General features: G+C 62.0%; 19 protein-coding genes. 14 read left to right on the top strand and 5 right to left on the bottom strand.

Annotated features, from left to right (window positions below; all coding sequences use genetic code 11):
- Nucleotides 1-87: 87 nt before the first annotated feature.
- The 3 genes from AQ12_RS15580 to AQ12_RS15570 all read right to left on the bottom strand — a co-directional run bounded on the left by AQ12_RS15580 (nucleotide 88) and on the right by AQ12_RS15570 (nucleotide 3,861).
- Complete coding sequence (locus AQ12_RS15580; RefSeq protein ID WP_238587734.1) at nucleotides 88-2,133, bottom strand: TRAP transporter fused permease subunit; 2,046 nt, start codon at nucleotides 2,131-2,133, stop codon at nucleotides 88-90.
- A 7-nt stretch (nucleotides 2,134-2,140) separates the two neighbouring features.
- Nucleotides 2,141-3,109 (bottom strand): TAXI family TRAP transporter solute-binding subunit, encoded by a 969-nt coding sequence (locus AQ12_RS15575; protein ID WP_048440832.1) that lies wholly within the window; start codon nucleotides 3,107-3,109, stop codon nucleotides 2,141-2,143.
- Between the two features lie 104 nt (nucleotides 3,110-3,213).
- Nucleotides 3,214-3,861, bottom strand: a complete 648-nt coding sequence (locus tag AQ12_RS15570; RefSeq protein ID WP_048440831.1) for a GntR family transcriptional regulator — start codon at nucleotides 3,859-3,861, stop codon at nucleotides 3,214-3,216.
- 115 nt (nucleotides 3,862-3,976) lie between these two features.
- On the opposite strand from AQ12_RS15570, the gene scpA reads away from it, so the two are divergent.
- The 14 genes from scpA (at nucleotide 3,977) to AQ12_RS15500 (ending at nucleotide 19,939) form a co-directional block, all read left to right on the top strand.
- Entirely contained in the window at nucleotides 3,977-6,133 is a 2,157-nt protein-coding gene (gene scpA, locus AQ12_RS15565; RefSeq protein ID WP_048440830.1) for a methylmalonyl-CoA mutase, read from the top strand.
- 37 nt (nucleotides 6,134-6,170) lie between these two features.
- On the top strand, nucleotides 6,171-6,548 hold the full coding sequence (locus AQ12_RS15560; RefSeq protein ID WP_048440829.1) for a ribbon-helix-helix protein, CopG family: 378 nt from the start codon (nucleotides 6,171-6,173) through the stop codon (nucleotides 6,546-6,548).
- Nucleotides 6,545-6,961, top strand: coding sequence for a type II toxin-antitoxin system VapC family toxin (locus AQ12_RS15555; RefSeq protein WP_048440828.1), 417 nt, complete (start codon nucleotides 6,545-6,547; stop codon nucleotides 6,959-6,961). Before AQ12_RS15560 ends, AQ12_RS15555 begins: the two co-directional genes overlap by 4 nt.
- Complete coding sequence (gene meaB, locus AQ12_RS15550) at nucleotides 6,958-7,965, top strand: methylmalonyl Co-A mutase-associated GTPase MeaB (RefSeq protein WP_048440827.1); 1,008 nt, start codon at nucleotides 6,958-6,960, stop codon at nucleotides 7,963-7,965. The genes AQ12_RS15555 and meaB overlap by 4 nt, the downstream gene beginning before the upstream one ends.
- A complete protein-coding gene (locus AQ12_RS15545) occupies nucleotides 7,958-9,490 on the top strand; it encodes an acyl-CoA carboxylase subunit beta (RefSeq protein WP_048440826.1) in 1,533 nt (510 codons plus the stop codon). Before meaB ends, AQ12_RS15545 begins: the two co-directional genes overlap by 8 nt.
- A gap of 11 nt (nucleotides 9,491-9,501) precedes the next feature.
- Entirely contained in the window at nucleotides 9,502-11,637 is a 2,136-nt protein-coding gene (locus AQ12_RS15540; RefSeq protein WP_048440825.1) for an acetyl/propionyl/methylcrotonyl-CoA carboxylase subunit alpha, read from the top strand.
- Nucleotides 11,638-11,650: 13 nt separating this feature from the next.
- A complete protein-coding gene (locus AQ12_RS15535; RefSeq protein ID WP_053076757.1) occupies nucleotides 11,651-12,715 on the top strand; it encodes an alkaline phosphatase D family protein in 1,065 nt (354 codons plus the stop codon).
- Nucleotides 12,712-13,194, top strand: a complete 483-nt coding sequence (locus AQ12_RS15530; RefSeq protein ID WP_048440824.1) for a VOC family protein — start codon at nucleotides 12,712-12,714, stop codon at nucleotides 13,192-13,194. Before AQ12_RS15535 ends, AQ12_RS15530 begins: the two co-directional genes overlap by 4 nt.
- 228 nt (nucleotides 13,195-13,422) lie before the next feature.
- Entirely contained in the window at nucleotides 13,423-14,133 is a 711-nt protein-coding gene (locus tag AQ12_RS15525; RefSeq protein WP_152682824.1) for a hypothetical protein, read from the top strand.
- On the top strand, nucleotides 14,130-14,459 hold the full coding sequence (locus AQ12_RS15520; RefSeq protein ID WP_048440822.1) for a hypothetical protein: 330 nt from the start codon (nucleotides 14,130-14,132) through the stop codon (nucleotides 14,457-14,459). Before AQ12_RS15525 ends, AQ12_RS15520 begins: the two co-directional genes overlap by 4 nt.
- A gap of 260 nt (nucleotides 14,460-14,719) precedes the next feature.
- Complete coding sequence (locus AQ12_RS15515) at nucleotides 14,720-16,555, top strand: FAD-dependent oxidoreductase (protein ID WP_048440821.1); 1,836 nt, start codon at nucleotides 14,720-14,722, stop codon at nucleotides 16,553-16,555.
- Nucleotides 16,552-18,399, top strand: coding sequence for a 2-oxoacid:acceptor oxidoreductase subunit alpha (locus AQ12_RS15510; RefSeq protein WP_048440820.1), 1,848 nt, complete (start codon nucleotides 16,552-16,554; stop codon nucleotides 18,397-18,399). The genes AQ12_RS15515 and AQ12_RS15510 overlap by 4 nt, the downstream gene beginning before the upstream one ends.
- Nucleotides 18,396-19,451 carry a 2-oxoacid:ferredoxin oxidoreductase subunit beta gene (locus AQ12_RS15505; RefSeq protein WP_048440819.1) on the top strand — a complete coding sequence of 352 codons (1,056 nt, stop codon included), beginning with the start codon at nucleotides 18,396-18,398 and terminating at the stop codon, nucleotides 19,449-19,451. Before AQ12_RS15510 ends, AQ12_RS15505 begins: the two co-directional genes overlap by 4 nt.
- 47 nt (nucleotides 19,452-19,498) lie before the next feature.
- Nucleotides 19,499-19,939 carry a cyclic nucleotide-binding/CBS domain-containing protein gene (locus tag AQ12_RS15500; protein WP_048440818.1) on the top strand — a complete coding sequence of 147 codons (441 nt, stop codon included), beginning with the start codon at nucleotides 19,499-19,501 and terminating at the stop codon, nucleotides 19,937-19,939.
- Here AQ12_RS15500 and AQ12_RS15495 read toward each other — a convergent pair.
- Nucleotides 19,936-20,535: an electron transport complex subunit RsxB gene (locus AQ12_RS15495; protein ID WP_048440817.1), complete on the bottom strand. Its 600-nt coding sequence runs from the start codon at nucleotides 20,533-20,535 to the stop codon at nucleotides 19,936-19,938. The two genes, AQ12_RS15500 and AQ12_RS15495, sit on opposite strands and share 4 nt — an antisense overlap.
- 24 nt (nucleotides 20,536-20,559) lie before the next feature.
- Nucleotides 20,560-21,924, bottom strand: a complete 1,365-nt coding sequence (locus AQ12_RS15490; RefSeq protein ID WP_082151626.1) for a polyhydroxyalkanoate depolymerase — start codon at nucleotides 21,922-21,924, stop codon at nucleotides 20,560-20,562.
- Nucleotides 21,925-22,026: the final 102 nt, after the last annotated feature.

The raw sequence follows: 22,026 nt of genomic DNA, 5'->3' as shown, positions 1-22,026 counted from the left end.
ATCGAAAACACCTTGCTGATGAAAGGCACTGAGTAACGCTCACGTGCAAATCGTTCATCAACTGCTCTGGCATTTTCCAGGCGTGAATCAAAGGCGATCCGCTCCAACGGACAGCTGTCGACCCCGCAGGTACTGCAGTCCCAGCGCAGCCGCCACCAGCCCGACGCCCAGCAGGTCCGCGATCGCCGACGGATAGACGAGGGCGAACCCGGCGGCGATCAGCATCGTGCGTTCCAGCGCATTTGTCTTGCGCAACGCCCAACCCTGGAAGCCGGCAGCAATTGCCGCAATGCCCAGCGCCGCAGTCAGCGTGACCTCGGCAATCGACCACCAGTTCGCGGCAGCGAGCGCCTTGGTCGATCCCATCAGAAGCAGACCTTGCCCGGCAGGATCGAGCACGAACATGAACGGCAAGAGGAACGCAGGCGTCGTGTACTTCCAGCACTGCATGGTCGTCTTGTACGGATCGCCGCCGGTGATGGCCGATGCCGCGAACGGCGAGAGTGCAGTGGGCGGCGAAACTTCCGATAGCACCGCGTAATAAAAGATGAACATGTGCGCCGCGTAATCGGGCACACCCATCTTGATCAGGGCTGGCGCTGCGATGACCGCGCAGATGATGTAGGACGCCGTCACCGGAACGGCCAGTCCCACGATCCACACGACGAGCGCCGTGTACAGCGCGGTGAGTATCAGAGAGCCGCCCGCCAGGTCGATCACGATGCTGCTGAACTTCAGGCCCAGGCCGGTGAGCGTGACGACGCCGACGATGATGCCGGCTCCTGCGCAGGTCGCCGCAACGTTGAGCACGCCAGTCGTGCCAGCCGACATCGCCTTGATGAAGCCCGAGTTCCACAGCTGCGGCACGATGGGTCCGCGACCCCTGAATACGTCGTACGGAATCAGCGCGCTTTCAGAACGCAGAAAGCTCACGACCAGCGTGACGGCAGTCGCCCAGAACACCGAGAGCACTGGCGAGAACCCCATCATCATGAAGACGACGATGGAAATCAGCGAGATGAAGTGATACCAGTACTTGCGGGTGAGGTTCCAGAGCGTGTCGGCCTTCTGGAACGCGACGTTGCCCATGCCGTACTTGCGCGCATCGATCTCGACCATCAGGAAGAGCGCCAGGTAGAACAGCAGGGTAGGAATGACGGCCATCAGCAGCACGTCCAGATATGAAATCTTCAGGAACTCTGCAATGAGAAACGCTGCTGCGCCGAGCACCGGCGGCGAGATGATGGCGCCCAGGCCGCCCGCAGCGAGCAGACCGCCTGCGGCGTTCCTTTCGTAGCCGACCTTTTGCAGCATCGGCCAGGCAACTGCGCCTAGCGTCACCGTGGTCGCCACACCGGAACCCGAAGGCCCGCCCAGCAGGAACGACGCCAGCACCACTGTGCGCCCCGCTCCGGTGGGCTTGCCGCCCATCGCGGAGAACGAGAAGTCGATGTAGAACTTGCCCGCGCCCGAGTACTGCAGGAACGCGCCGAAGATCGTGAACAGGATGATGAGCGATGACGAGACGTCCACCGCCACGCCGAAGATGCCTTCGAGCGTCATGTAGAGGTGGCCGACTAGTCGCCCGACCTCATAACCCTTGTGCGTCCAGGGCGCAGGCAACACGGGTCCGATCAGCGCATACACGATGAACACGCTCGTCACCGCCGGCATGATCCAGCCCGTGGTGCGGCGCATCGCCTCCAGGATCAGCACCACCAGCGCGATGCCGAACACGATGTCCCATCCGTTGGGTGTCGTGTTGCGGTCGGTGAAGTCGTCGCCGCCGTAGATCAGGTAGGCGACCACGGCAACGGCCAGCAAGGCCGCGACCACATCCCACCACATGATGCGATGCCGGAACCGCCGGGCAATCGGGAACATCAGGAAGGTGAGGAACAGCACCATCGCCACGTGCAGGGGCCGCAGCATCTGCGTGGGCACGATGGCGTACGCGGCGTAGAGATGGAACGCCGAAATCGCGACGGCGACCAGCGTGATGAAGGCAGCGCGCCAGCCCGTGAAGTGGTTGGCGGCGCCTTCTTCTTCCTCGATGAACTTCTGCGCTTTTTCCAGCGCTTCATCGCTCACCGATGCGGCAGGCATCGGCAGCGGTGCGGTCTCTTGTGTCACGCAGCGGTCAGTTCAGCTTGATGCCTTTTTCGGCGAAGTACTTCACCGCACCAGGGTGCCACGGCATCGGCGAAGCGGACGCCTTCTGGTTCTCCAGCTTGAAGTTTTCGGCCTCTTTGTGAACCGCGATCAGGTCGGCACGCTTGTCGAAAATGGTCTTGACGATGTTGTAGGCCGTCTTGTCGTCCATCTTTTCGTGGGCCACCAGCAGGTTCATGACCGTCGCCTGCTTGTTGTCGGTGTCCATGCCCTTGTAGACGGCCTTGGGGATGCTGTCCTCGACATAGAGCTGGCCGTATTTCTGGTTCATCTTGGCCACGACTTCGCTGTGGTCGATCATCTTGATCTTGGTGCCGGGCGTGTTGGCCAGGTCGGTCACTGCGGCAGTAGGCAGGCCGCCCACCCAGAAGAAGGCGTCGATCTTGTTGTCCTTGATCGCATTGACGGACTCGGCAGCGCCGAGCCGCTCGCGCTTCATGTCCTTGTCTTTGTCAAGGCCAGCGGCTTCGATGATGCGAAAGGCCATCACTTCGGTCGCACTGCCCGGCGAACCGGTGGAGACATGCTTTCCCTTGAGATCGGACATCTTCGTGATGCCGCGGCCTTCGACCGTGACCAGGTGCATGCGGTTGGGGTACAGCACCATGAGCGTGCGTACAGCGACCTTGTTGCCCTTGAACTTGTCCTCGCCGCGCAGCGCATCGAGGCCCGCATCGGCCATCGTGAAGCCGACATAGGGCTTGTCGGTACCGATGAGCTTGAGGTTGTCCACCGAGCCGCCGGTGACCTCAGCCGTGGCCTGCATGCCGGGCACGTTCTTGGACAGCACAGCCGCGAGGCCGCCGCCCATCGGGTAGTAAACCCCGCCGGTGCCGCCGGTGGCAATCGAGATGTTCTGGGCGCCTGCAAGGCCTGGGAGTGCAAGGGAAAGGACGAGCGCCGAAAAGCTTGCTACGTTACGCAGTAGTCGAATCATGGTGTCTCCAATAGGTGCACGGATGCTGGAGGACGGTACTGCCGTTGTCAATGCAGTGAAACGCTTGTGCCTTTTGTATGCGCGGCGCTGTTTTTCCGGCGCTTCTAGGCTGCGGCTTCCAGCCCGTTGCTGAAGTGCTCCTGCATCCGCTTGACGGCTGCCCCGGCGTCGCGACGCATCAGCGCATCGACGATCGCGCGATGCTCCAGCATCGACTCCTTCGGCCGGCCGGCCTTGAGCAGGGAGTTGTGACGGTTGAGCTTCATCACCTTGCGCAGGTCGGCCACCATCTGGTCGCGCCACTTGTTGCCCGCGACTTCGAGCAGTCGCATGTGGAACCGCTCATTGAGCGCGAAGAACTTTTCGCGGTTGCTCACCGAAGCTTCCAGCTCTCTGTGGAGCGATTGCAGCTCCTTGAGTTCGGCCTCGGTCGCGCGCTCGGCCACCACGCCAGCCGCATCGCTTTCCAGCAGCGAGAGCAGGTGATAGACATCGGCAAGATCGGTCTCTGAAACCTCGGTGACGTAGGCACCGCGCCGCACCTTCATTGTCACCAGCCCCTCGGCGGCGAGCACCTTGAGCGCCTCACGCAAAGGCGTGCGACTGATGCCGAACTCCTCGGCGATCTTCATCTCGTCGATCCAGCTGCCGGGCTCCAGCTCGCGCGCAAAGATGCGCTGGCGCAGCTGCTCGGCGACCTCTACATAGAGGGCGCGCGGGGTGAGTGTGAGGGTAGTGACGGCGGAAGCCATGCGGCGATTCTAGGTCGATTCTTAATTCTGAATCAATAATTATGAATGATGTAAACTCCCTGAAACACGGCACACTGGCAACGCACACCAAAAACGCGGACATCAAGAGCACACCATGACCACGCCCGACAACAAACCCGATGAACTGGATGCGTGGAAGCGCGCAGCCGCCAAATCCGCACCGCAGGGCGATGTGAATCGGCTCAACTGGCACACGCCCGACGGCATCGAAGTCAAGGCGCTGTACACGGCCGCCGACGTCGCTGATCTTCAACACACCAACACGCTGCCGGGCTTCGAGCCCTACCTGCGTGGCCCGCAGGCCACCATGTATGCGTCGCGTCCCTGGACCATCCGGCAATACGCGGGTTTCTCGACAGCCGAGGAATCAAATGCGTTCTATCGCAAGGGCCTTGCAGGCGGGGGGCAGGGCGTGTCGGTTGCGTTTGACCTGGCCACGCACCGCGGCTACGACAGCGACCATCCCCGGGTGACAGGAGACGTAGGCAAGGCCGGTGTCGCCATCGATTCGGTCGAGGACATGAAGGTGCTCTTCGATGGCATTCCGCTGGACAAGGTGAGCGTCTCCATGACGATGAACGGCGCGGTGCTGCCGGTGCTGGCCGGCTACATCGTCGCTGCAGAAGAGCAGGGCGTCGCGCAAGACAAGCTCTCCGGGACCATACAGAACGACATCCTCAAGGAGTTCATGGTCCGCAACACCTACATCTACCCGCCCAAGCCGAGCATGCGGATCATCGGCGACATCATCGAGTACACGGCAAAGAAGATGCCGAAGTTCAACTCGATCTCGATCTCGGGCTATCACATGCAGGAAGCAGGCGCCAACCAGGCGCTGGAACTCGCGTTCACGCTGGCCGACGGCAAGGAGTATGTGAAGACAGCCCTGGGCAAGGGGCTGGATGTCGATGAGTTCGCCGGACGGCTTTCGTTCTTCTGGGCCATCGGCATGAACTTCTACCTCGAAGTCGCCAAGATGCGTGCGGCCCGCCTTTTGTGGTGGCGCATCATGAAGGGCTTCGACGCCAAGAGCCCCAAGAGCCTGATGCTGCGCACGCACTGCCAGACCTCGGGCTGGTCGCTCACTGAGCAGGACCCCTACAACAACATCGTGCGCACGACCATCGAGGCGATGGCTGCCGTGTTCGGCGGCACGCAGTCGCTGCACACCAATTCGTTCGACGAAGCAATCGCACTGCCCACCGAGTTCTCGGCCCGTATCGCTCGCAACACGCAACTCATCCTGCAGGAAGAGTCGCACATCACCAACGTGATCGACCCCTGGGCCGGCAGCTACATGATGGAGAAGCTGACGCAGGACATGGCGGACGCGGCCTGGAAGATCATCGAGGAAGTCGAGGCGATGGGCGGCATGACCCGCGCGGTCGATTCGGGCTGGGCCAAGCTGAAGATCGAGGCGGCGGCAGCCGAAAAGCAGGCGCGCATCGACTCGGGGCAGGATGTGATCGTCGGCGTGAACAAGTACAAGCTCGACAAGGCCGACCCGGTCGAGATCCGCGATGTGGACAACGTGATGGTGCGTGAACAGCAGGTCGCGCAGCTTGCCAGGATTCGTGCGTCGCGCGATGCTTCGGCGGTGCAGGCTGCGTTGGATGCACTGACTGCGGCTGCGCATGACGGCACGGGCAATCTGCTCGAACTCTCGGTCAACGCGGTGCGGCTTCGGGCCACGGTGGGTGAGATTTCCGAGGCACTCGAAAAAGTTTACGGGCGCCATCGCGCCGATACGCAAAAGGTGACTGGTGTGTATGCAGCAGCTTACGACTCGGCCGAAGGCTGGGACAAACTGAAGGCCGAGATTGCAGCGTTTGCCGATGAGCAGGGCCGCCGTCCGCGGGTGATGATTTCCAAGCTGGGCCAGGACGGCCACGACCGGGGCGCCAAGGTGGTTGCGACGGCGTTTGCCGATCTCGGGTTCGATGTCGATATAGGGCCGCTGTTCCAGACGCCGCAAGAGTGCGCACGGCAGGCCATCGAGAACGACGTACACGCGGTTGGCGTTTCGACGCTGGCAGCGGGCCACAAGACGCTGGTGCCCGAGATCATTGCCGAACTGAAGAAGCAGGGCGCGGACGACATCATTGTGTTTGTGGGTGGTGTGGTCCCGCAGCAGGACTACGAGTTTCTCTACAACGCGGGCGTCAAGGGGATCTATGGGCCGGGTACGCCGATCCCGGCGAGCGCGAAGGATGTGCTGGAGCAGATTCGCAGGAATCAACCGGCTGCGTGATACAGTAATACGGTATTCACATCCTTCGGAGAACATCATGGCCGTATCCGTTCGCATGGACCCGGTGCTCGAGCGCGAGCTGGAAGCAGCGGCCAAGCGCATGGGCCAGACCAAGTCGCAGTTCATCGTCGATGCGGTCGAGCGCGCCCTCGGGCGAAAGAATCCCTACGAGCTCTTGCTCCAGGTGCAGGAAGAGGTGGCCGAATATGCAGTCGCGCCAGCTGGCACCGGCAAATCGTCGAAAGCGGCTGCCAAAGGCGCAGATGTCGCGGATGCCGCAAGCGCCAAACAACGCGTGCGCGCAGTGCTTGAGCAAAAGCACCAGGCGCTGCAGGATCAATGGGCCCAGGACCGAGCGGCGCCCGCTGTTGCGGCTCGGCCCGTGCGGCCCGCCCGATCGCCCCGAGCCAAATGAAGCCTGCACTGATCGACGCCAGCGCCATGGTTGCCTTGTTCGACGTGCGCGACAAGGCGCACAGGCATTACAGGGAACTGCTGCGCAAGCAAGGTCATGAACTGCGTCTGCACAGCACCTGGCCCTGCGTTATCGAAGCCTCACATCTCGTGAGCGGCACGGCCCGGCTCGCCTTGCTGCGCTGGATCGGCCATGGGGCCGTTCAAATCTTTCCGATGGACGCGGCTGAACTCCCGGAGTTGTCCCTGCTGATGGACACCTGGACCGAGCCCAGGCGAACCGTCATGGATTTGGCCGATGCCACGCTTTACAGCGTCGCGGCGCAGACCGACATTCGCACCATCATGACCCTGGACATTCGCGACTTCTCGCGCTACCGCCTGCCTGACGGCCAGGCTTTCGAGATACTGTGACTACAGCAGCGCGTTCACTGACCGACGACGTGCTTGCCGGCGATCCCCCGGCCAGACGCCGTGCCATCGCCAAAGCCATCACGCTGCTCGAATCGACGCGCGCCGATCATCGCGCGCAGGGCGATGAACTGCTCACCGCCTTGCTGCCGCACACCGGCAAGTCGTTTCGCCTGGGCATTAGCGGTGTGCCGGGCGTGGGCAAGAGCACCTTCATCGAAGCGCTGGGTCTGTACCTCATCGGGCAAGGCCATCGTGTGGCGGTGCTCACCATCGATCCGTCGAGCACGGTTTCGGGCGGCTCCATCCTGGGCGACAAGACGCGCATGGAAAAGCTGTCTGTCGATGAGCGCGCGTTCATCCGGCCCAGTCCTTCGAGCGGCACTTTGGGTGGTGTAGCCGAAAAGACGCGCGAGGCGATGTTGGTCTGCGAAGCGGCCGGTTACGACATCGTGATCGTCGAGACGGTCGGCGTGGGACAGAGCGAGATCGCCGTCGCCGGCATGACCGACATGTTCGTGCTGATGCAGTTGCCCAATGCCGGCGATGACTTGCAGGCAATCAAGAAGGGCGTGATGGAAATCGCCGACCTGGTCGTGATCAACAAGGCCGACCTCGATGAAGATGCGGCGACGCGGGCGAGGGCGCAGATCACCAGTGCGCTGCGGGTTTATTCGCAGCATGGGCGAGAACAATCCTGGTCCCCCACCGTCATCCAGCTCAGCGCACTCAACGGCACGGGCGTCGACAGCTTCTGGTCCGAAGTAACCCGGTTTCGCCAGTCGCAAACCGCCAATGGCCGTCTGGCCGACCGCCGCCGCCATCAGTCCCTGGCCTGGATGTGGCAGCGCATCGATGCGGGCCTCAAGCAATCCTTCCGGCAGGCACCCGCGGTGCAAGCCATTCTTGCCACCATGACACGCGACGTTGACGAAGGGCGGCTTGCTCCTTCAACCGCGGCGCGGCGCCTGCTCAACGCATTCCACGGAGAACCACCCGATGCATGACATCCTCGAACAACTTGAAAAAAAGCGCGAAGCCGCGCGCCAGGGCGGAGGCCCCAAGCGCATCGATGCACAGCACAAAAAAGGCAAGCTCACCGCGCGCGAGCGGCTTGAACTGCTGCTCGACGAAGGCACCTTCGAAGAGTGGGACATGTTCGTCGAGCATCGCTGCACCGACTTCGGCATGGAGAACACCAAGATCCCCGGCGATGGTGTCGTGACCGGCTACGGCATGATCAACGGTCGCCTCGTCTTCGTGTTCAGCCAGGACTTCACCGTGTTCGGCGGCGCCTTGTCGGAAGCGCATGCCGAAAAGATCTGCAAGGTGATGGATCAGGCGATGAAAGTCGGTGCACCGGTGATCGGCCTGAATGATTCGGGCGGCGCGCGCATCCAGGAAGGTGTCGCGTCGCTGGGCGGATACGCCGATGTGTTCCAGAAGAACGTGCTGGCATCCGGCGTAGTTCCGCAGATCAGCATGGTGATGGGTCCCTGCGCGGGCGGCGCTGTGTACTCGCCTGCGATGACCGATTTCATCTTCATGGTCAAGGACAGCTCCTACATGTTTGTCACCGGACCCGAGGTGGTCAAGACGGTGACGCACGAAGAAGTGACAGCAGAAGAACTCGGCGGCGCGGTGACGCACACCACGCGAAGCGGCGTGGCCGACCTTGCGTTTGAGAACGATGTTGAAGCGCTTTTGATGCTGCGCCGTCTCTACAACTACCTGCCGCTCAACAACCGTGAGAAGGCACCCGTTCGCCCCAGCAACGATCCGGCGGACCGCATGGACATGTCGCTGGACACGCTGGTGCCGGACAACCCGAACAAGCCTTACGACATCAAGGAGCTGATCACCAAGACGGTGGACGACGGCGACTTCTTCGAGCTGCAACCGGAGTACGCGAAGAACATCGTCATCGGCTTTGCCCGCATGGAAGGCCAGACGGTTGGCATCGTCGCGAACCAGCCGCTGGTGCTGGCGGGATGTCTCGATATCAAGAGCTCGATCAAAGCTGCGCGCTTCGTGCGGTTTTGCGATGCGTTCAATATTCCCGTCATTACTTTTGTCGATGTGCCGGGCTTTATGCCGGGTACGAGCCAGGAGTACGGCGGCATCATCAAGCACGGTGCCAAGCTGCTGTATGCCTATGCCGAGTGCACGGTGCCCAAGATCACGGTAATCACGCGCAAGGCGTATGGCGGCGCTTACGACGTGATGAGCTCCAAGCACCTGCGCGGTGACGTGAACTTTGCGTGGCCGCAGGCCGAAATCGCGGTGATGGGTGCCAAGGGCGCGGTGGAGATCATCTTCCGAGAGGACAAGGGCGACCCGGCGAAGCTGGCGGCGCGCGAAGCAGAGTACAAGGCGCGCTTCGCCAATCCGTTCATTGCGGGCGCGCGCGGATTCATCGACGACGTGATCCTGCCGCATGAGACCCGCAAGCGGATTTGCCGCTCGCTCATCATGCTACGCGAGAAAAAGCTGGAGAACCCGTGGCGCAAGCACGGGAACATTCCGCTGTGAAGGAACCATCCATGTTTAATAAAATCCTCATCGCCAATCGCGGCGAAATCGCCTGCCGGGTCATCGTGACCGCGCGCAAGATGGGCATCAAGACGGTGGCGGTTTACTCCGACGCCGATCGCGACGCACGACACGTCGAACTGGCGGACGAAGCCGTGCACATCGGACCCGCGGCCAGCCGCGAAAGCTACCTTCGCGCCGACAAGATCATCGCTGCGTGCAAGCAGACCGGCGCGCAGGCCGTGCATCCGGGCTACGGCTTTCTCTCCGAGAACGAAGCCTTCGCGCGGCAGGTCGAAGAAGAGGGCATCACCTTCATCGGACCCAAGCACTATTCCATCGCGGCGATGGGCGACAAGATCGCCTCCAAGAAGCTGGCCGACGACGCCAGGGTCAACACCATCCCCGGCTACAACGCCGCGATTGATTCAGCCGAACAGGCGGTCGAGATTGCCAAGGGCATTGGCTACCCGGTGATGATCAAGGCCTCGGCCGGCGGTGGCGGCAAGGGACTGCGCGTGGCGTTCAACGACAAGGAAGCCTTCGAGGGCTTCACATCGTGCAGCAACGAGGCACGAAACAGCTTTGGCGATGACCGCGTCTTCATCGAGAAGTTTGTCGAAGAGCCGCGCCACATCGAAATCCAGGTGCTGGGTGACAGCCACGGCAATGTGATCTATCTCAACGAGCGCGAGTGTTCGATCCAGCGGCGGCACCAGAAGGTGATTGAAGAAGCACCGTCGCCTTTCATCAGCGATGCCACGCGCAAGGCGATGGGCGAGCAGGCGGTGCAACTGGCCAAGGCCGTGAAATACGAGAGCGCGGGCACCGTGGAGTTCGTGGTCGGCAAAGATCAGAGCTTTTACTTCCTGGAGATGAACACGCGTCTGCAGGTGGAGCATCCAGTGACGGAGTGCATCACCGGGCTCGATCTGGTGGAGCTGATGATTCGCGTGGCCGCGGGCGAGAAGTTGCCGTTGACGCAGGCCGAGGTCAAGCGCGATGGCTGGGCGATGGAATGCCGCATCAATGCAGAAGATCCGTTTCGCAATTTCCTGCCGAGTACCGGCAGGCTGGTGAGATTCCAGACGCCGAAGCAGACGATGTTTGCAGGGGGTGTGCCGCCCTCACCCCAGCCCTCTCCCGCCAGCGGGAGAGGGGGCAAGTCACTGGTGTCCCAACTCCCTCTCCCCGCAGGGGAGAGGGCTGGGGTGAGGGGAGGCGTTCGCGTCGACACCGGCGTGCAGGACGGCGGCGAGATCCCGATGTTCTACGACTCGATGATCGCCAAGCTCATCGTGCACGGTACCGATCGCAACGACGCCATCGCGAAGATGCGCGAAGCGCTCAATGCTTTCGTGATCCGCGGCATCTCCAGCAACATCCCGTTCCAGGCGGCGTTGCTGGCCCATCCCAAGTTCATCGCGGGCGACTTCAACACCGGCTTCATTGCGCAAAACTACGCGAATGGATTCCACGCCCAGGACGTGACGCACGACGACCCGGACTTCCTTGCTGCGCTCGCGGCATTTGTCAATCGCCGCAACCTGCAGCGCGCAGCCGGGATCAGCGGCCAGATGCCCGGCCACGGATTTACCGTCGGTGAAGACTTCGTCGTCGTTCAGCTCAATGACGAAGGCAAACACACCCGCCAGGCCGCCAGGGTCAGCGACTTCCAGGCGACCTCCGGCTCCAGCGTGGTCGAGACCAACGGCAAGCGCTACGACCTGTGCAGCAACTGGCACCTGGGCGGCGCGCGCATTCGCGGCACGTCCAACGGCCAGCCATTTGCGGCGCAGGTCGAGCGAGGCGTCGGCAAGAACCCGCTGGCCATCCGCATCTCGCACAACGGCGCTCGACTGGACGCACTCGTGCTCACCCCGCGTGCAGCGCAATTGCACGCGCTGATGCCCTTCAAGGCGCCGCCCGACATGAGCCGCTATGTGCTGTCGCCCATGCCGGGTTTGCTGGTCGATGTCGCAGTCGAAGTGGGACAAAAAGTGCAGGCCGGCGAACGCGTCGCCGTGATCGAGGCGATGAAGATGGAGAACGTGCTCTTCGCTGCGGCGGACGGCGTCGTGGGCAAGGTGCTCGCGGCCAAGGGCGAGAGCCTGACTGTCGATCAGCCCATCGTCGAATTCATCTGAGGAAATCCGCGCGATGCAAAGACGCGATGTTCTGGGACTGGCCGCCATCGGACTTGGCGGTTGCGCCACCACGCAGCGGTCGCTGGATGCGCCGCCCCCGCTACCGACCGCTGCAAGCCGTATCTCGTTTGCGTCGTGCGCGCACCAGACGCTGGCGCAACCCATCTGGGACACCATCGCTGCTGACAAGCCGGACCTGCATATCTTCGGCGGCGACAACATCTATTACAGCCAGCCGCAGTGGACCGTTGAAGAGTTGCGCAAAGCCTACGCGCTGCAGGCAGCCGAATCGCACTTCGCACGCTTTCGTCGCTCGGTGCCGCACATGGCCGTGTGGGATGACAACGACTATGGCGCCAATGACGGCGGGGCCGACTTCAAATTCAAGAATGAATCGAAGGCCGCCTTCCTCGACTTCTTCCAGGTACCGGCGAATGACGCGCGGCGCTCGCGTGGCGGTATCTACGACTCACGTATCTTTGGGGATGCGGGCCGCCGCGTACAGGTCATCGTCCCGGACCCGCGCTGGTTCCGTTCACCGTTCAAAGTGACCGATCAGCGCGGTGCGCCGGGCAAGGAGCGCTATGTCCCCGACGCTGACCCTGCCAAGACGATGCTGGGCGATGTGCAGTGGGCATGGTTGGAGGAGCAACTGCGCAAGCCCGCCGAAGTGCGCCTGATCTATTCGGGAATACAGGTTGTTGCCGAAGGCCACGGCTGGGAGCGGTGGGGCAATTTGCCGCTGGAGCGCCAGCGCCTGTATCGACTCATTGGAAGCACGCGGGCCAACGGCGTGATCTTTCTGTCGGGCGACAGGCACTTTGGCGCGATGTACCGCGAGACGCAAGCCGTGCCGTATCCGCTTTACGAGGTCACCTCCAGCGGCCTGACGCATCCGTGGAAAGATGCCAGGGAGGCGGGGCCGAATCGCATCGGCGAGCTGTTGACCGAAGTCCATTACGGCATGGTCGAAGTCGATTGGCAGGCGCGCGCAGTCGATCTGTCGCTGCGCAATATCAAGGGCGTGTCACAACGCAAGCACCGAGTGGCTTTTGACGAAATGAGGGTTCCCGCATGACGCGTCCGTTCAAGGTTCTGGGCATACAGCAGATCGCCATCGGTGGCACTGACAAACTAAAACTGCAACACCTGTGGGTCGACATGTTCGGCTTGCAGGTCACCGGCACGTTTCGCAGTGAGCGTGAAAACGTCGATGAAGACATCTGCGCCATCGGCGTGGGGCCGTTTAAGGTCGAAGTCGATTTGATGCAGCCCATCGACCCCGACAAGAAACCTGCGGTGCACCAGACGCCGCTCAATCACGTCGGCCTGTGGATCGACGATTTGCCCAAGGCGGTTGAGTGGCTCTCATCGAACGGCGTGCGATTCGCGCCGGGTGGCATCCGCAAAGGCGCAGCGGGTTTCGACATCTGCTTCGTGCATCCGAAAGGCAATGACGAGAGTCCGATCGGTGGCGAAGGCGTTCTCATCGAACTCGTGCAGGCACCGGCTGAGGTGGTGCAAGCGTTTGCGCGGCTCGCTGCGTCAGCCGGGTAGACGAAAGACTCCCAGCGGAACCCTTTTTGTTGGTGTGCCACCTACGAGGGCGCTGCAATTTTGCAGCGATCGAAAGCACACGCCATGTATCTAAACTGTGTCTCCAATAACGCACCACGTGCGCACCTGCGCATAGTCCCGGCTGAGGGTGAAGTGGCAAGCCTCTTGCCTCCACAGCCTGACGCCGATCGATCGTTGCGATTCGACAGATCGAGACTTCCGCAGCCTTTGAGTGATCTGGCGCCATTGCCACTTGGTGTGGCTGCCCCGGAAGTGAACCAGGAACACGCTGATGTCGCGGTCACGATCCACGCAGCGCCAAAGCGCCTGCCATTGAAAGCTTCATGGGCCAAGGCTGCTGACGACGAGCGGCTTCACGTCACGAAGTACCTGACCCTCGCAGACCTTGTGTCCTTGATGAAGGTATCGCCTCTCGATCGTGCTCTCGTCATGAAGGTTCCCGGCTTTGCGGACTTGTCGGCGACGGGCCAGCCCTATCAACCTGACCTGCAGGATCGAGTCAAGTTGGGCTGCCTGCGCAAGCTGCCCCGATCCGGCCTTGTCTTTGCTAGCGCTGGTGTCACGGCAGTGGCTGTCGTAGGTACCGCGTTGGGTGGCTTCCTTACCTATGAGGAGATGAAGTTCCGAGATTCGACCCCCTTTGTTGCCACGATGACAGTTGGCAGCGTAGTGACGGCGCTGGGAAGTGTGCTTGGGTGCCTCGGAGGGCGTATTGAGTACTCAATATGGCTCGCCACCTTCCTTTTGGAAAATCGCTTGGAGGAAGCCTCAGAACAGTCGCGGAAATTACACCGATCAACACGCTACGCATTCGAGCAGGGTAGGCAGCAGAGCGGCAAATCGGAAGCAGAAGATGTGAGCGGTCGCGGGTCTTTGGTGGGCAACGCTTTTGCCGCCGCCGTGACTGAGCAACCATGAAGCCAAGCCTGCGCCCCGTTCGCACGAGTTTCACGACTGTCAGTGAACCACTGGTGCGTGAAGTTCCAGGCGGCGAGACGGAAATGCAGGCCAACGCGCCAGACTCGGCGCCCACCGTCGTCATCCACGTGCCGGGGGCGAACCGCTTTGATGGCATCGCATCGACCAGCCGTTCGAACTGCTCAGGATGGCCGGTCTGCAGCTATTGGCAAGCTCCGGTCGAAACGTCTCGCATGCCGGTTTTTATCTGGGCGCCATCGGCCTCTCGTCTTCGGCGGTTGTCGCTGGAATGGGGGTGGGTCGACATGGCAGGATCGTTGGAATGAACGGCACCTTGCCAATCCGGGCGTACACACCCGAGAGGCGACGAGCCGTGGTGGCAGCCCACCATGATCGGTGTGTCGGCCGCAGCGAGTTTGTGCTGCGTGGTTTCCTGCCTCCCGCCACACATTCCCGCGTAACCAAAGCTTTTGGCCAGTAATTATTTAAAGATATCTGAGATCATTTCAGGGCAATCCCTGAGTGTTTGTTGCGCTGCGGCTCGCCTAGACTGGCCGAAGGGGGCCTAGCTTCCGGGAGACAAGCTTTGCAGCGTACCGATATCGCCGATCCGGCGTACTTCCACAAAGTTGTGGACTGTCAATATGCATGTCCGGCTCACACGCCGGTCCCCGAATACATCCGCATGATCGCGCAGGGCCGCTACAGCGACGCCTACATGATCAACTGGGTGTCCAACGTCTTCCCCGGCATCCTGGGGCGAACGTGCGACAGGCCCTGCGAACCCGCCTGTCGTCGAGGGCGGGTGGAGGAAGCCAATGCTGCCGCGCCCGAGCCCGTCGCGATCTGCCGTCTCAAGCGCGTCACCGCCGACATGAAAGATGACGTGACCGGGCGCATGCCCAAGGTCGCGGCGAAGAACGGCAAGCGCATTGCATGCATAGGCGCGGGGCCTGCATCGCTCACGGTCGCGCGCGACCTCGCACCGTTGGGCTATGAGGTCACCGTGTTCGACAGCGACCCCAAGGCGGGTGGTTTCATCCGAACGCAGATTCCGAGGTTTCGTCTGCCCGAATCGGTAATCGACGAAGAGACCGGCTACATCCTGGACCTGGGCGTGAACTTTCGTGGTGGTGAGCGCGTCGCGTCGATGAAGGCGCTGATGGGTGAAGGCTACGACGCGATTTTCGTGGGCTGCGGTGCCCCGCGCGGGCGCGACCTGGAGCTGCCCGGCCGCAAGGAAGCCGCGGCGCAGATTCACATCGGGATCGACTGGCTGTCGTCGGTGTCGTTTGGACACATCAGCAAGATCGGCAAGCGCGTGATCGTGCTGGGTGGCGGCAATACGGCGATGGACTGCTGCCGCTCGGCGCGGCGGCTGGGCGGCGAAGACGTCAAGGTCATCGTGCGCAGCGGCTTCGACGAGATGAAGGCGTCGCCCTGGGAGAAGGAAGACGCGATGCATGAGGGCATTCCGTTCATCAACTTCCATGTACCCAAGGCGTTCATTCATGAAGACGGCGTGCTCAAGGGCATGACCTTCGAGATCGTGAAGGCGCAGTACGACGCCAAAGGCAAACGCAAGCTGGTTGCGACCGGCGAGCCCGATGCATTCTTCGAGTGCGACGAGGTGCTGGTCGCCGTGGGACAGGAGAACGCTTTCCCCTGGATCGAACGCGATAGCGGCATCGAGTTTGACGAATGGGGACTGCCCAAGCTGCGCAAGGACACGTTCCAGTCCACGGTGGCGAATGTCTTTTTCGGTGGTGACTCGGCCTATGGCCCGAAGAACATCATCACCGCTGTGGCGCATGGTCACGAGGCTGCGGTGTCAATCGACCGGCTGCTGCACGGCGAGGATGTGGCGATCCGGCCCGACCCGATGACCAACCTGATGTCGCAGAAGATGGGCATCCATGAGTGGAGCTACGACAACGACACGTCCAACGATTTGCGTTTCAAGGTGCCTTGGCAGAAGGCCGAAATCGCGCTCGCCAGCATCAAGGTGGAAGTCGAACTCGGCTTCGACGTGGCGACCGCATTCAAGGAAGCGCACCGGTGCTTGAACTGCGATGTGCAGACGGTGTTCACTGAGCCCGCGTGCATCGAGTGCGATGCCTGCGTGGATATCTGCCCGATGGACTGCATCACCTTCACCGCCAATGGGGAAGAAGAAGATTTGAGGCACCGGCTGAAGGCGCCTGCACTCAACCTCGCGCAGGACCTGTACGTGTCGGGCGAACTGAAAACAGGGCGCGTGATGGTCAAGGACGAAGACGTGTGCCTGCACTGCGGCCTGTGCGCCGAGCGCTGCCCGACGGGGGCCTGGGACATGCAGAAGTTTTTGCTCAAGACCACCCCGGCGGGTCAAGGAGCGCGTGATGCGGTCAATAGAGATGTCACTGTGGGAGCCGCGTCATGAAGCGCCTCGAATCCGTCAACGATTTCGTCATCAAGTTCGCCAACGTCAACGGCTCGGGCTCTGCCAGCGCGAACGAGCTGTTTGCCAAGGCGATCCTTCGAATGGGTGTGCCGGTGAGCCCGCGCAACATCTTCCCGAGCAACATCCAGGGCCTGCCGACCTGGTATGAGGTGCGCGTCTGCGAGAAGGGCTACCTGGGCCGGCGAGGCGGCATCGACATGATGGTTGCGATGAATCCGCAGACATGGGATGCCGACGTCGCGGAGCTGGAGCCGGGCGGGTATCTTTTCTACGACAGCACGCGCCCGATGCCGCCGTCGAAATTTCGCGATGACATTCATGTGCTAGGCATGCCGCTCACCGAGATCTGCAACGCGGTCTATACCGACCCGAGGCAAAGGCAGCTGTTCAAGAACATCGTGTATGTCGGTGCGCTGTCGGTGCTGCTGGAGATCGAAGCCGAGGTGATCGAGAAGCTCTTCGGTGAGCAGTACAAGGGCAAGGAAAAGCTGCTGGCATCCAACGTGCAGGCGCTGCATCTGGGGCGCGATTTTGCGAAGGAGCATCTGCAGGGGCCGATCGGCTTGCGCGTGAAGCGGGCTGATCGCGTGGGCGACCAGATCTTCGTCGATGGCAACACTGCGGCAGCTCTCGGTTGTGTGTACGGCGGCGCGACGGTCGCGGCCTGGTATCCGATCACGCCTTCGTCGTCGGTGGCCGAGGCTTTCCAGAAATACTGTGCGAAGTTTCGTGTCGACCCGGCTACCGGGCAAAACAAGTTCGCCATCGTGCAGGCCGAAGACGAGATCGCTTCCATCGGCATGGTGGTGGGCGCAGGATGGAATGGGGCGCGGGCCTTCACGGCCACGTCGGGACCGGGTGTGTCCTTGATGACGGAGTTCATCGGCCTGGCGTACTTCGCCGAGATCCCCGTCACCATCATCAATGTGCAGCGCGGCGGCCCTTCGACCGGCATGCCCACGCGCACGCAGCAGGCCGACATTCTTTCGTGCGCCTATGCATCGCATGGCGATACCAAGCATGTGCTGCTGTTTCCGCAGGACCCGCATGAGTGTTTCGAACACGCGGCCTGCGCGCTCGACCTCGCAGATCGCTTGCAGACACCGGTGTTCATGATGACCGACCTGGACATCGGCATGAACCAGCGCCTGTGCAAACCCTTCGCGTGGGACGACAGCCGCAGCTATGACCGGGGCAAGGTGATGACCGCCGAGCAGCTGGAAGCGGGCATGGACTTCGGCCGCTACAAGGATGTCGATGGCGACGGCATTCCGTGGCGCACGCTGCCCGGCACGCACCCGACCAAGGGCAGCTACTTCACTCGCGGAACGACCCGTGACGCCTACGCTCGGTACTCGGAGCGCGGGCCGGACTACATCTACAACGTGGAGCGCCTGCTCAAGAAGTTCGCGACTGCTGCCACGCAGGTGCCGCAGCCGGAGCTGCACCCTGCGAAGCAAAAGACCAACCTGGGCGTGATCTATTTCGGCTCCACCAGCCCTTCGATGCACGAGGCGCTGGAGGTGCTGGATGCCGCCGACATCCATCTCGATGCAATGCGGCTGAAGGCGTTTCCGTTTCCGCAAAGCGTCGCGCAATTCATTGCCGACCACGACAAGGTGTTCGTCGTCGAGCAAAACCGCGATGCGCAGTTGCGGTCGTTGCTGGTCAACGAATTCGACATCGATCCGGCCAAACTCATTCGCGTGCTGCACTTCGACGGCACGCCGATCACCGCGCGGTTCATCACCGCAGCGATCACTCATCACGTGCGTGCTGCCGCTGAGCAGCCAGTTGCCCAGGCGAAGAAAGAGAGCGCATGACCTACATCACCAAGCCACGGCTGCATCACCCATCGTTGGAGACCAACAAGGTCGGCTACACGCGGCGCGATTACGAAGGAAAGATATCCACGCTTTGCGCGGGCTGCGGGCACGACTCGATCTCGGCGGCGATCATCCAGGCCTGCTGGGAGCTGGACGTGCAGCCGCACCGCATCGCCAAGCTGTCGGGCATCGGCTGCAGCTCCAAGACGCCGGATTATTTCCTGGGTGCTTCCCACGGCTTCAATACCGTGCATGGACGGATGCCTTCTGTGCTGACCGGCGCGAACCTGGCCAATCGCGACTTGCTGTACCTGGGCGTGTCGGGTGACGGAGACTCGGCCTCCATTGGCCTGGGCCAGTTTGCCCATGCGATGCGCCGCGGTGTGCGCATGGCCTACATCGTCGAGAACAATGGCGTGTACGGGCTGACCAAGGGCCAGTTCTCGGCCACCGCCGACCAGGGATCCAAAAGCAAGAAGGGTGTGGTGAACAGCGACAGCGCCATCGACCTGGTGGCGATGGCGTTGCAGCTCGGCGCGACCTATGTGGGGCGCGGCTTCTCCGGCAACAAGGAGCAACTCGTGCCGCTCATCAAGGGCGCGATGGCGCACGGCGGCGCGGCGTTCATCGATGTGATCAGCCCCTGCGTTGCGTTCAACAACCACCCCGGCAGCACCAAGAGCTACGACTACATCCGCGAACACAACGAGTCGGTCAGTCGCATCGACTTCATCTCGCAGCGGGACGAGATCACCGTGCAAGCCGCGCCGGGTGAGGTGGTCGATGTGCGCCAGCACGACGGCTCGCTGCTGCGGCTTCGCAGCCTGCATGAGGGCTACGACGCGACCGACCGCTACGCCGCCATGGCTTACATGCAGCAGCACCACTCGCGCGGCGAAGTGCTCACCGGTTTGCTCTACGTGGATCCGCTGGCAACCGACCTGCACACGTCGATGAATGTCACAGCGACACCTTTGAACGCCCTGGGTGTCGCCGATCTGTGTCCCGGCACGGGCAAGCTTGACAAGCTGAACGCGTCCTTGCGCTAGCGCCGTCTGCGGCGCAATATCGCTGGTTGATACGAGGAGTTCGCGCCATGGCTGAACGCACCGTCTTCCAGTCCATCTCACCCAAGCGGGTGGTGAGCCTGAATCCGCAGGCCAGCGTTCGTGACGCTGCGGGTGTGATGACCCGGGCCAATTGCGGCAGCGTGCTGGTGATCGAGCCGCCCGACTCGCTGCTGGGCATCGTCACCGAGCGCGACCTCATGACCCGGGTTCTGGCCAGGGCGCTCGATCCGGAATCGACCAGCGTGCGAGAGGTGATGACGCACCATCCGATTTGTGTGCCGCCGCAGATGCGCGTCTCGGACGCGGTGCTCATCATGCTGGAGCGAGGTTTTCGCCACTTGCCCATCGTGACCGCAGATCACCGGATTCTTGGCGTGTTCTCGATTCGGGACGCGTTGCCGCGAGAGATTGGCGGCGCGCAATCGGTGGCAGAGTTCAATGAGCAGATCAACGACGCGCTGGGTTAGGACCGTGCGCGGGCCCTGGCAAGTGCCGCTTCGATGACCGCACGCTTCTTGTCGGCATCGGCAAGGGCTGTGTCTTCGACCACGGGGTGCTCAGTCTTTGCGCGGGCGAGGCGAGCCGTGCGTTGCGTGTAGCGACCTAGCGCCTCATCCGCCTTGTCCTGTGACCATGCCTGCCATCCGGTTGATTGCCCGGTCACGTTCTCTAGCGCAATGCAATCGACCGGACACACCGGCACGCACAATTCGCATCCCGAGCAATACGGCTCGATCACCGTATGCATCAGCTTGTTGCTGCCCAGGATGGCATCGGTGGGGCATGCATCCAGGCACAAGGTGCAGCCAATGCACCAGGCTTCGTCGATGACGGCGAGGGTGCGCGGGCCTTCGATGCCGTTGACGGGGTTCAGTGGGAGGGGCGAGCGACCGGTGATCGCTGCTAGCCGGGAAACGCCTTCGGCGCCACCGGGTGGACATTGGTTGATTTCGGCTTCGCCTGCCGCGATGGCCTGCGCGTAGCCCGCGCAATCGGGATAGCCGCAACGCGTGCACTGCGTCTGGGGCAGTGCAGCGTGAATTCGCTCGGCGAGCGGGCTCATGACCTGGCGCACGAGCCCCTGCAATCAGGCGCGCGAGGTTTCGCGGCGCGTCTTCTTTTTCGCAGGCGCAGCAGCAGCGATGTTGGAATCGCCACCCTTTTCCATGGTGATCGGCAGGCGAGGACCGTCATCAAACTGGCGAATGAAATCGCGCACCTGCGGGTACACCTGGTCGCGCCAGCGGCGGCCGCTGAAGATGCCGTAGTGGCCCGCACCCTTGACTTCGAGGTGCTTCTGGCGCGCCTTGGGCACGTTGAAGCAAAGGTCGTGAGCGGCTTCGGTCTGGCCGGAGCCGGAGATGTCGTCGAGCTCGCCTTCGATCGTGAAGTGGGCGGTCGTCGTGATGTCTTCGGGCTTGACGCGCTCCAGGTCACCGGTTTCGCTGATCACGTCCCAGGTGCCGTTCACCAGCGCGAATTCCTGGAACACGATGCGGATCGTTTCGAGGTAGTAGTCGGCGTCCATGTCGAGGACGGCGTTGTACTCGTCATAGAACTTGCGGTGCGCTTCGGTGCTGGCATCGTCGCCCTTGATCAGGTTCTTGAAGTAGTCGTAGTGACTCGTCAGGTGGCGATCGGGGTTCATCGCGACAAAACCGGTGTGCTGCAGGAAGCCCGGATACACGCGGCGTCCGGCGCCAGCGAAATTGGTCGGAACGCGGTAGATCACATTGTTCTCGAACCAGTCGTAGCCCTTGTTCATCGCCAGGTTGTTCACCGCAGTGGGCGACTTGCGCGCGTCAATGGGGCCGCCCATCATGGTCATCGTCAGGGGGGTGACTTCACCACGCGAGGCCATCAACGATACGGCCGCCAGCACCGGCACGGTGGGCTGGCAGACGCTGATGACGTGGCAGTTGCCGTAGGTCTGTTGCAGGCGACGGATGAAGTCCTGCACGTAGCCCACGTAATCGTCGAGGTGGAATTCGCCGGCCTCAAGCGGCACGGTGCGCGCGTTCTTCCAGTCGGTGATGTAGACCTTGTGGTCCTTGAGCATCTCCGTGACCGTGTCGCGCAGCAAGGTGGCGTAGTGTCCGGAAAGCGGGGCGACGATGAGGACGGCAGGCTGGCCCTTGAGCTTGTTCAGGGTGGCCGGGTCGTCGCTGAAACGCTTGAAGCGGCGCAGTTCGCAGAAGGGCTTGTCCATCTCGACGCGCTCCTGGATCGCTACCTTGGTGCCGTCGATGTTGACGTTGGTGATGCCGAACTCAGGCTTCTCGTAATCTTTCCAGAGCCGGTACATCAGGTCATAGCTGGCGGACATGCGCTGTGCCAGCGGGTTCTGCCCGAAGAGCGACAGCGGATTGCTGTACAACTTGGAAGCGGCCTGCGCAAAATCGGCAAACGGCTCCATCAAGGTGCGTTGGCCTTCGTAGATCTGGTAAAGCATGGAGTTGGCCTTATCTCAATTGTTGCAGTGCAATATAGCACCCGTACGGTGTGCGCGTATCGCGTAAATCACCAATAGAGACGCAAGCTTAGAGCCCCAATC

Source organism: Caenimonas sp. SL110, from assembly GCF_001044395.1.
Taxonomy (GTDB): Bacteria; Pseudomonadota; Gammaproteobacteria; order Burkholderiales; family Burkholderiaceae_C; genus Ramlibacter.
The sequence above is the reverse complement of the archived record's forward strand: the minus strand, read 5'-3'. Positions and strand labels throughout refer to the sequence as shown.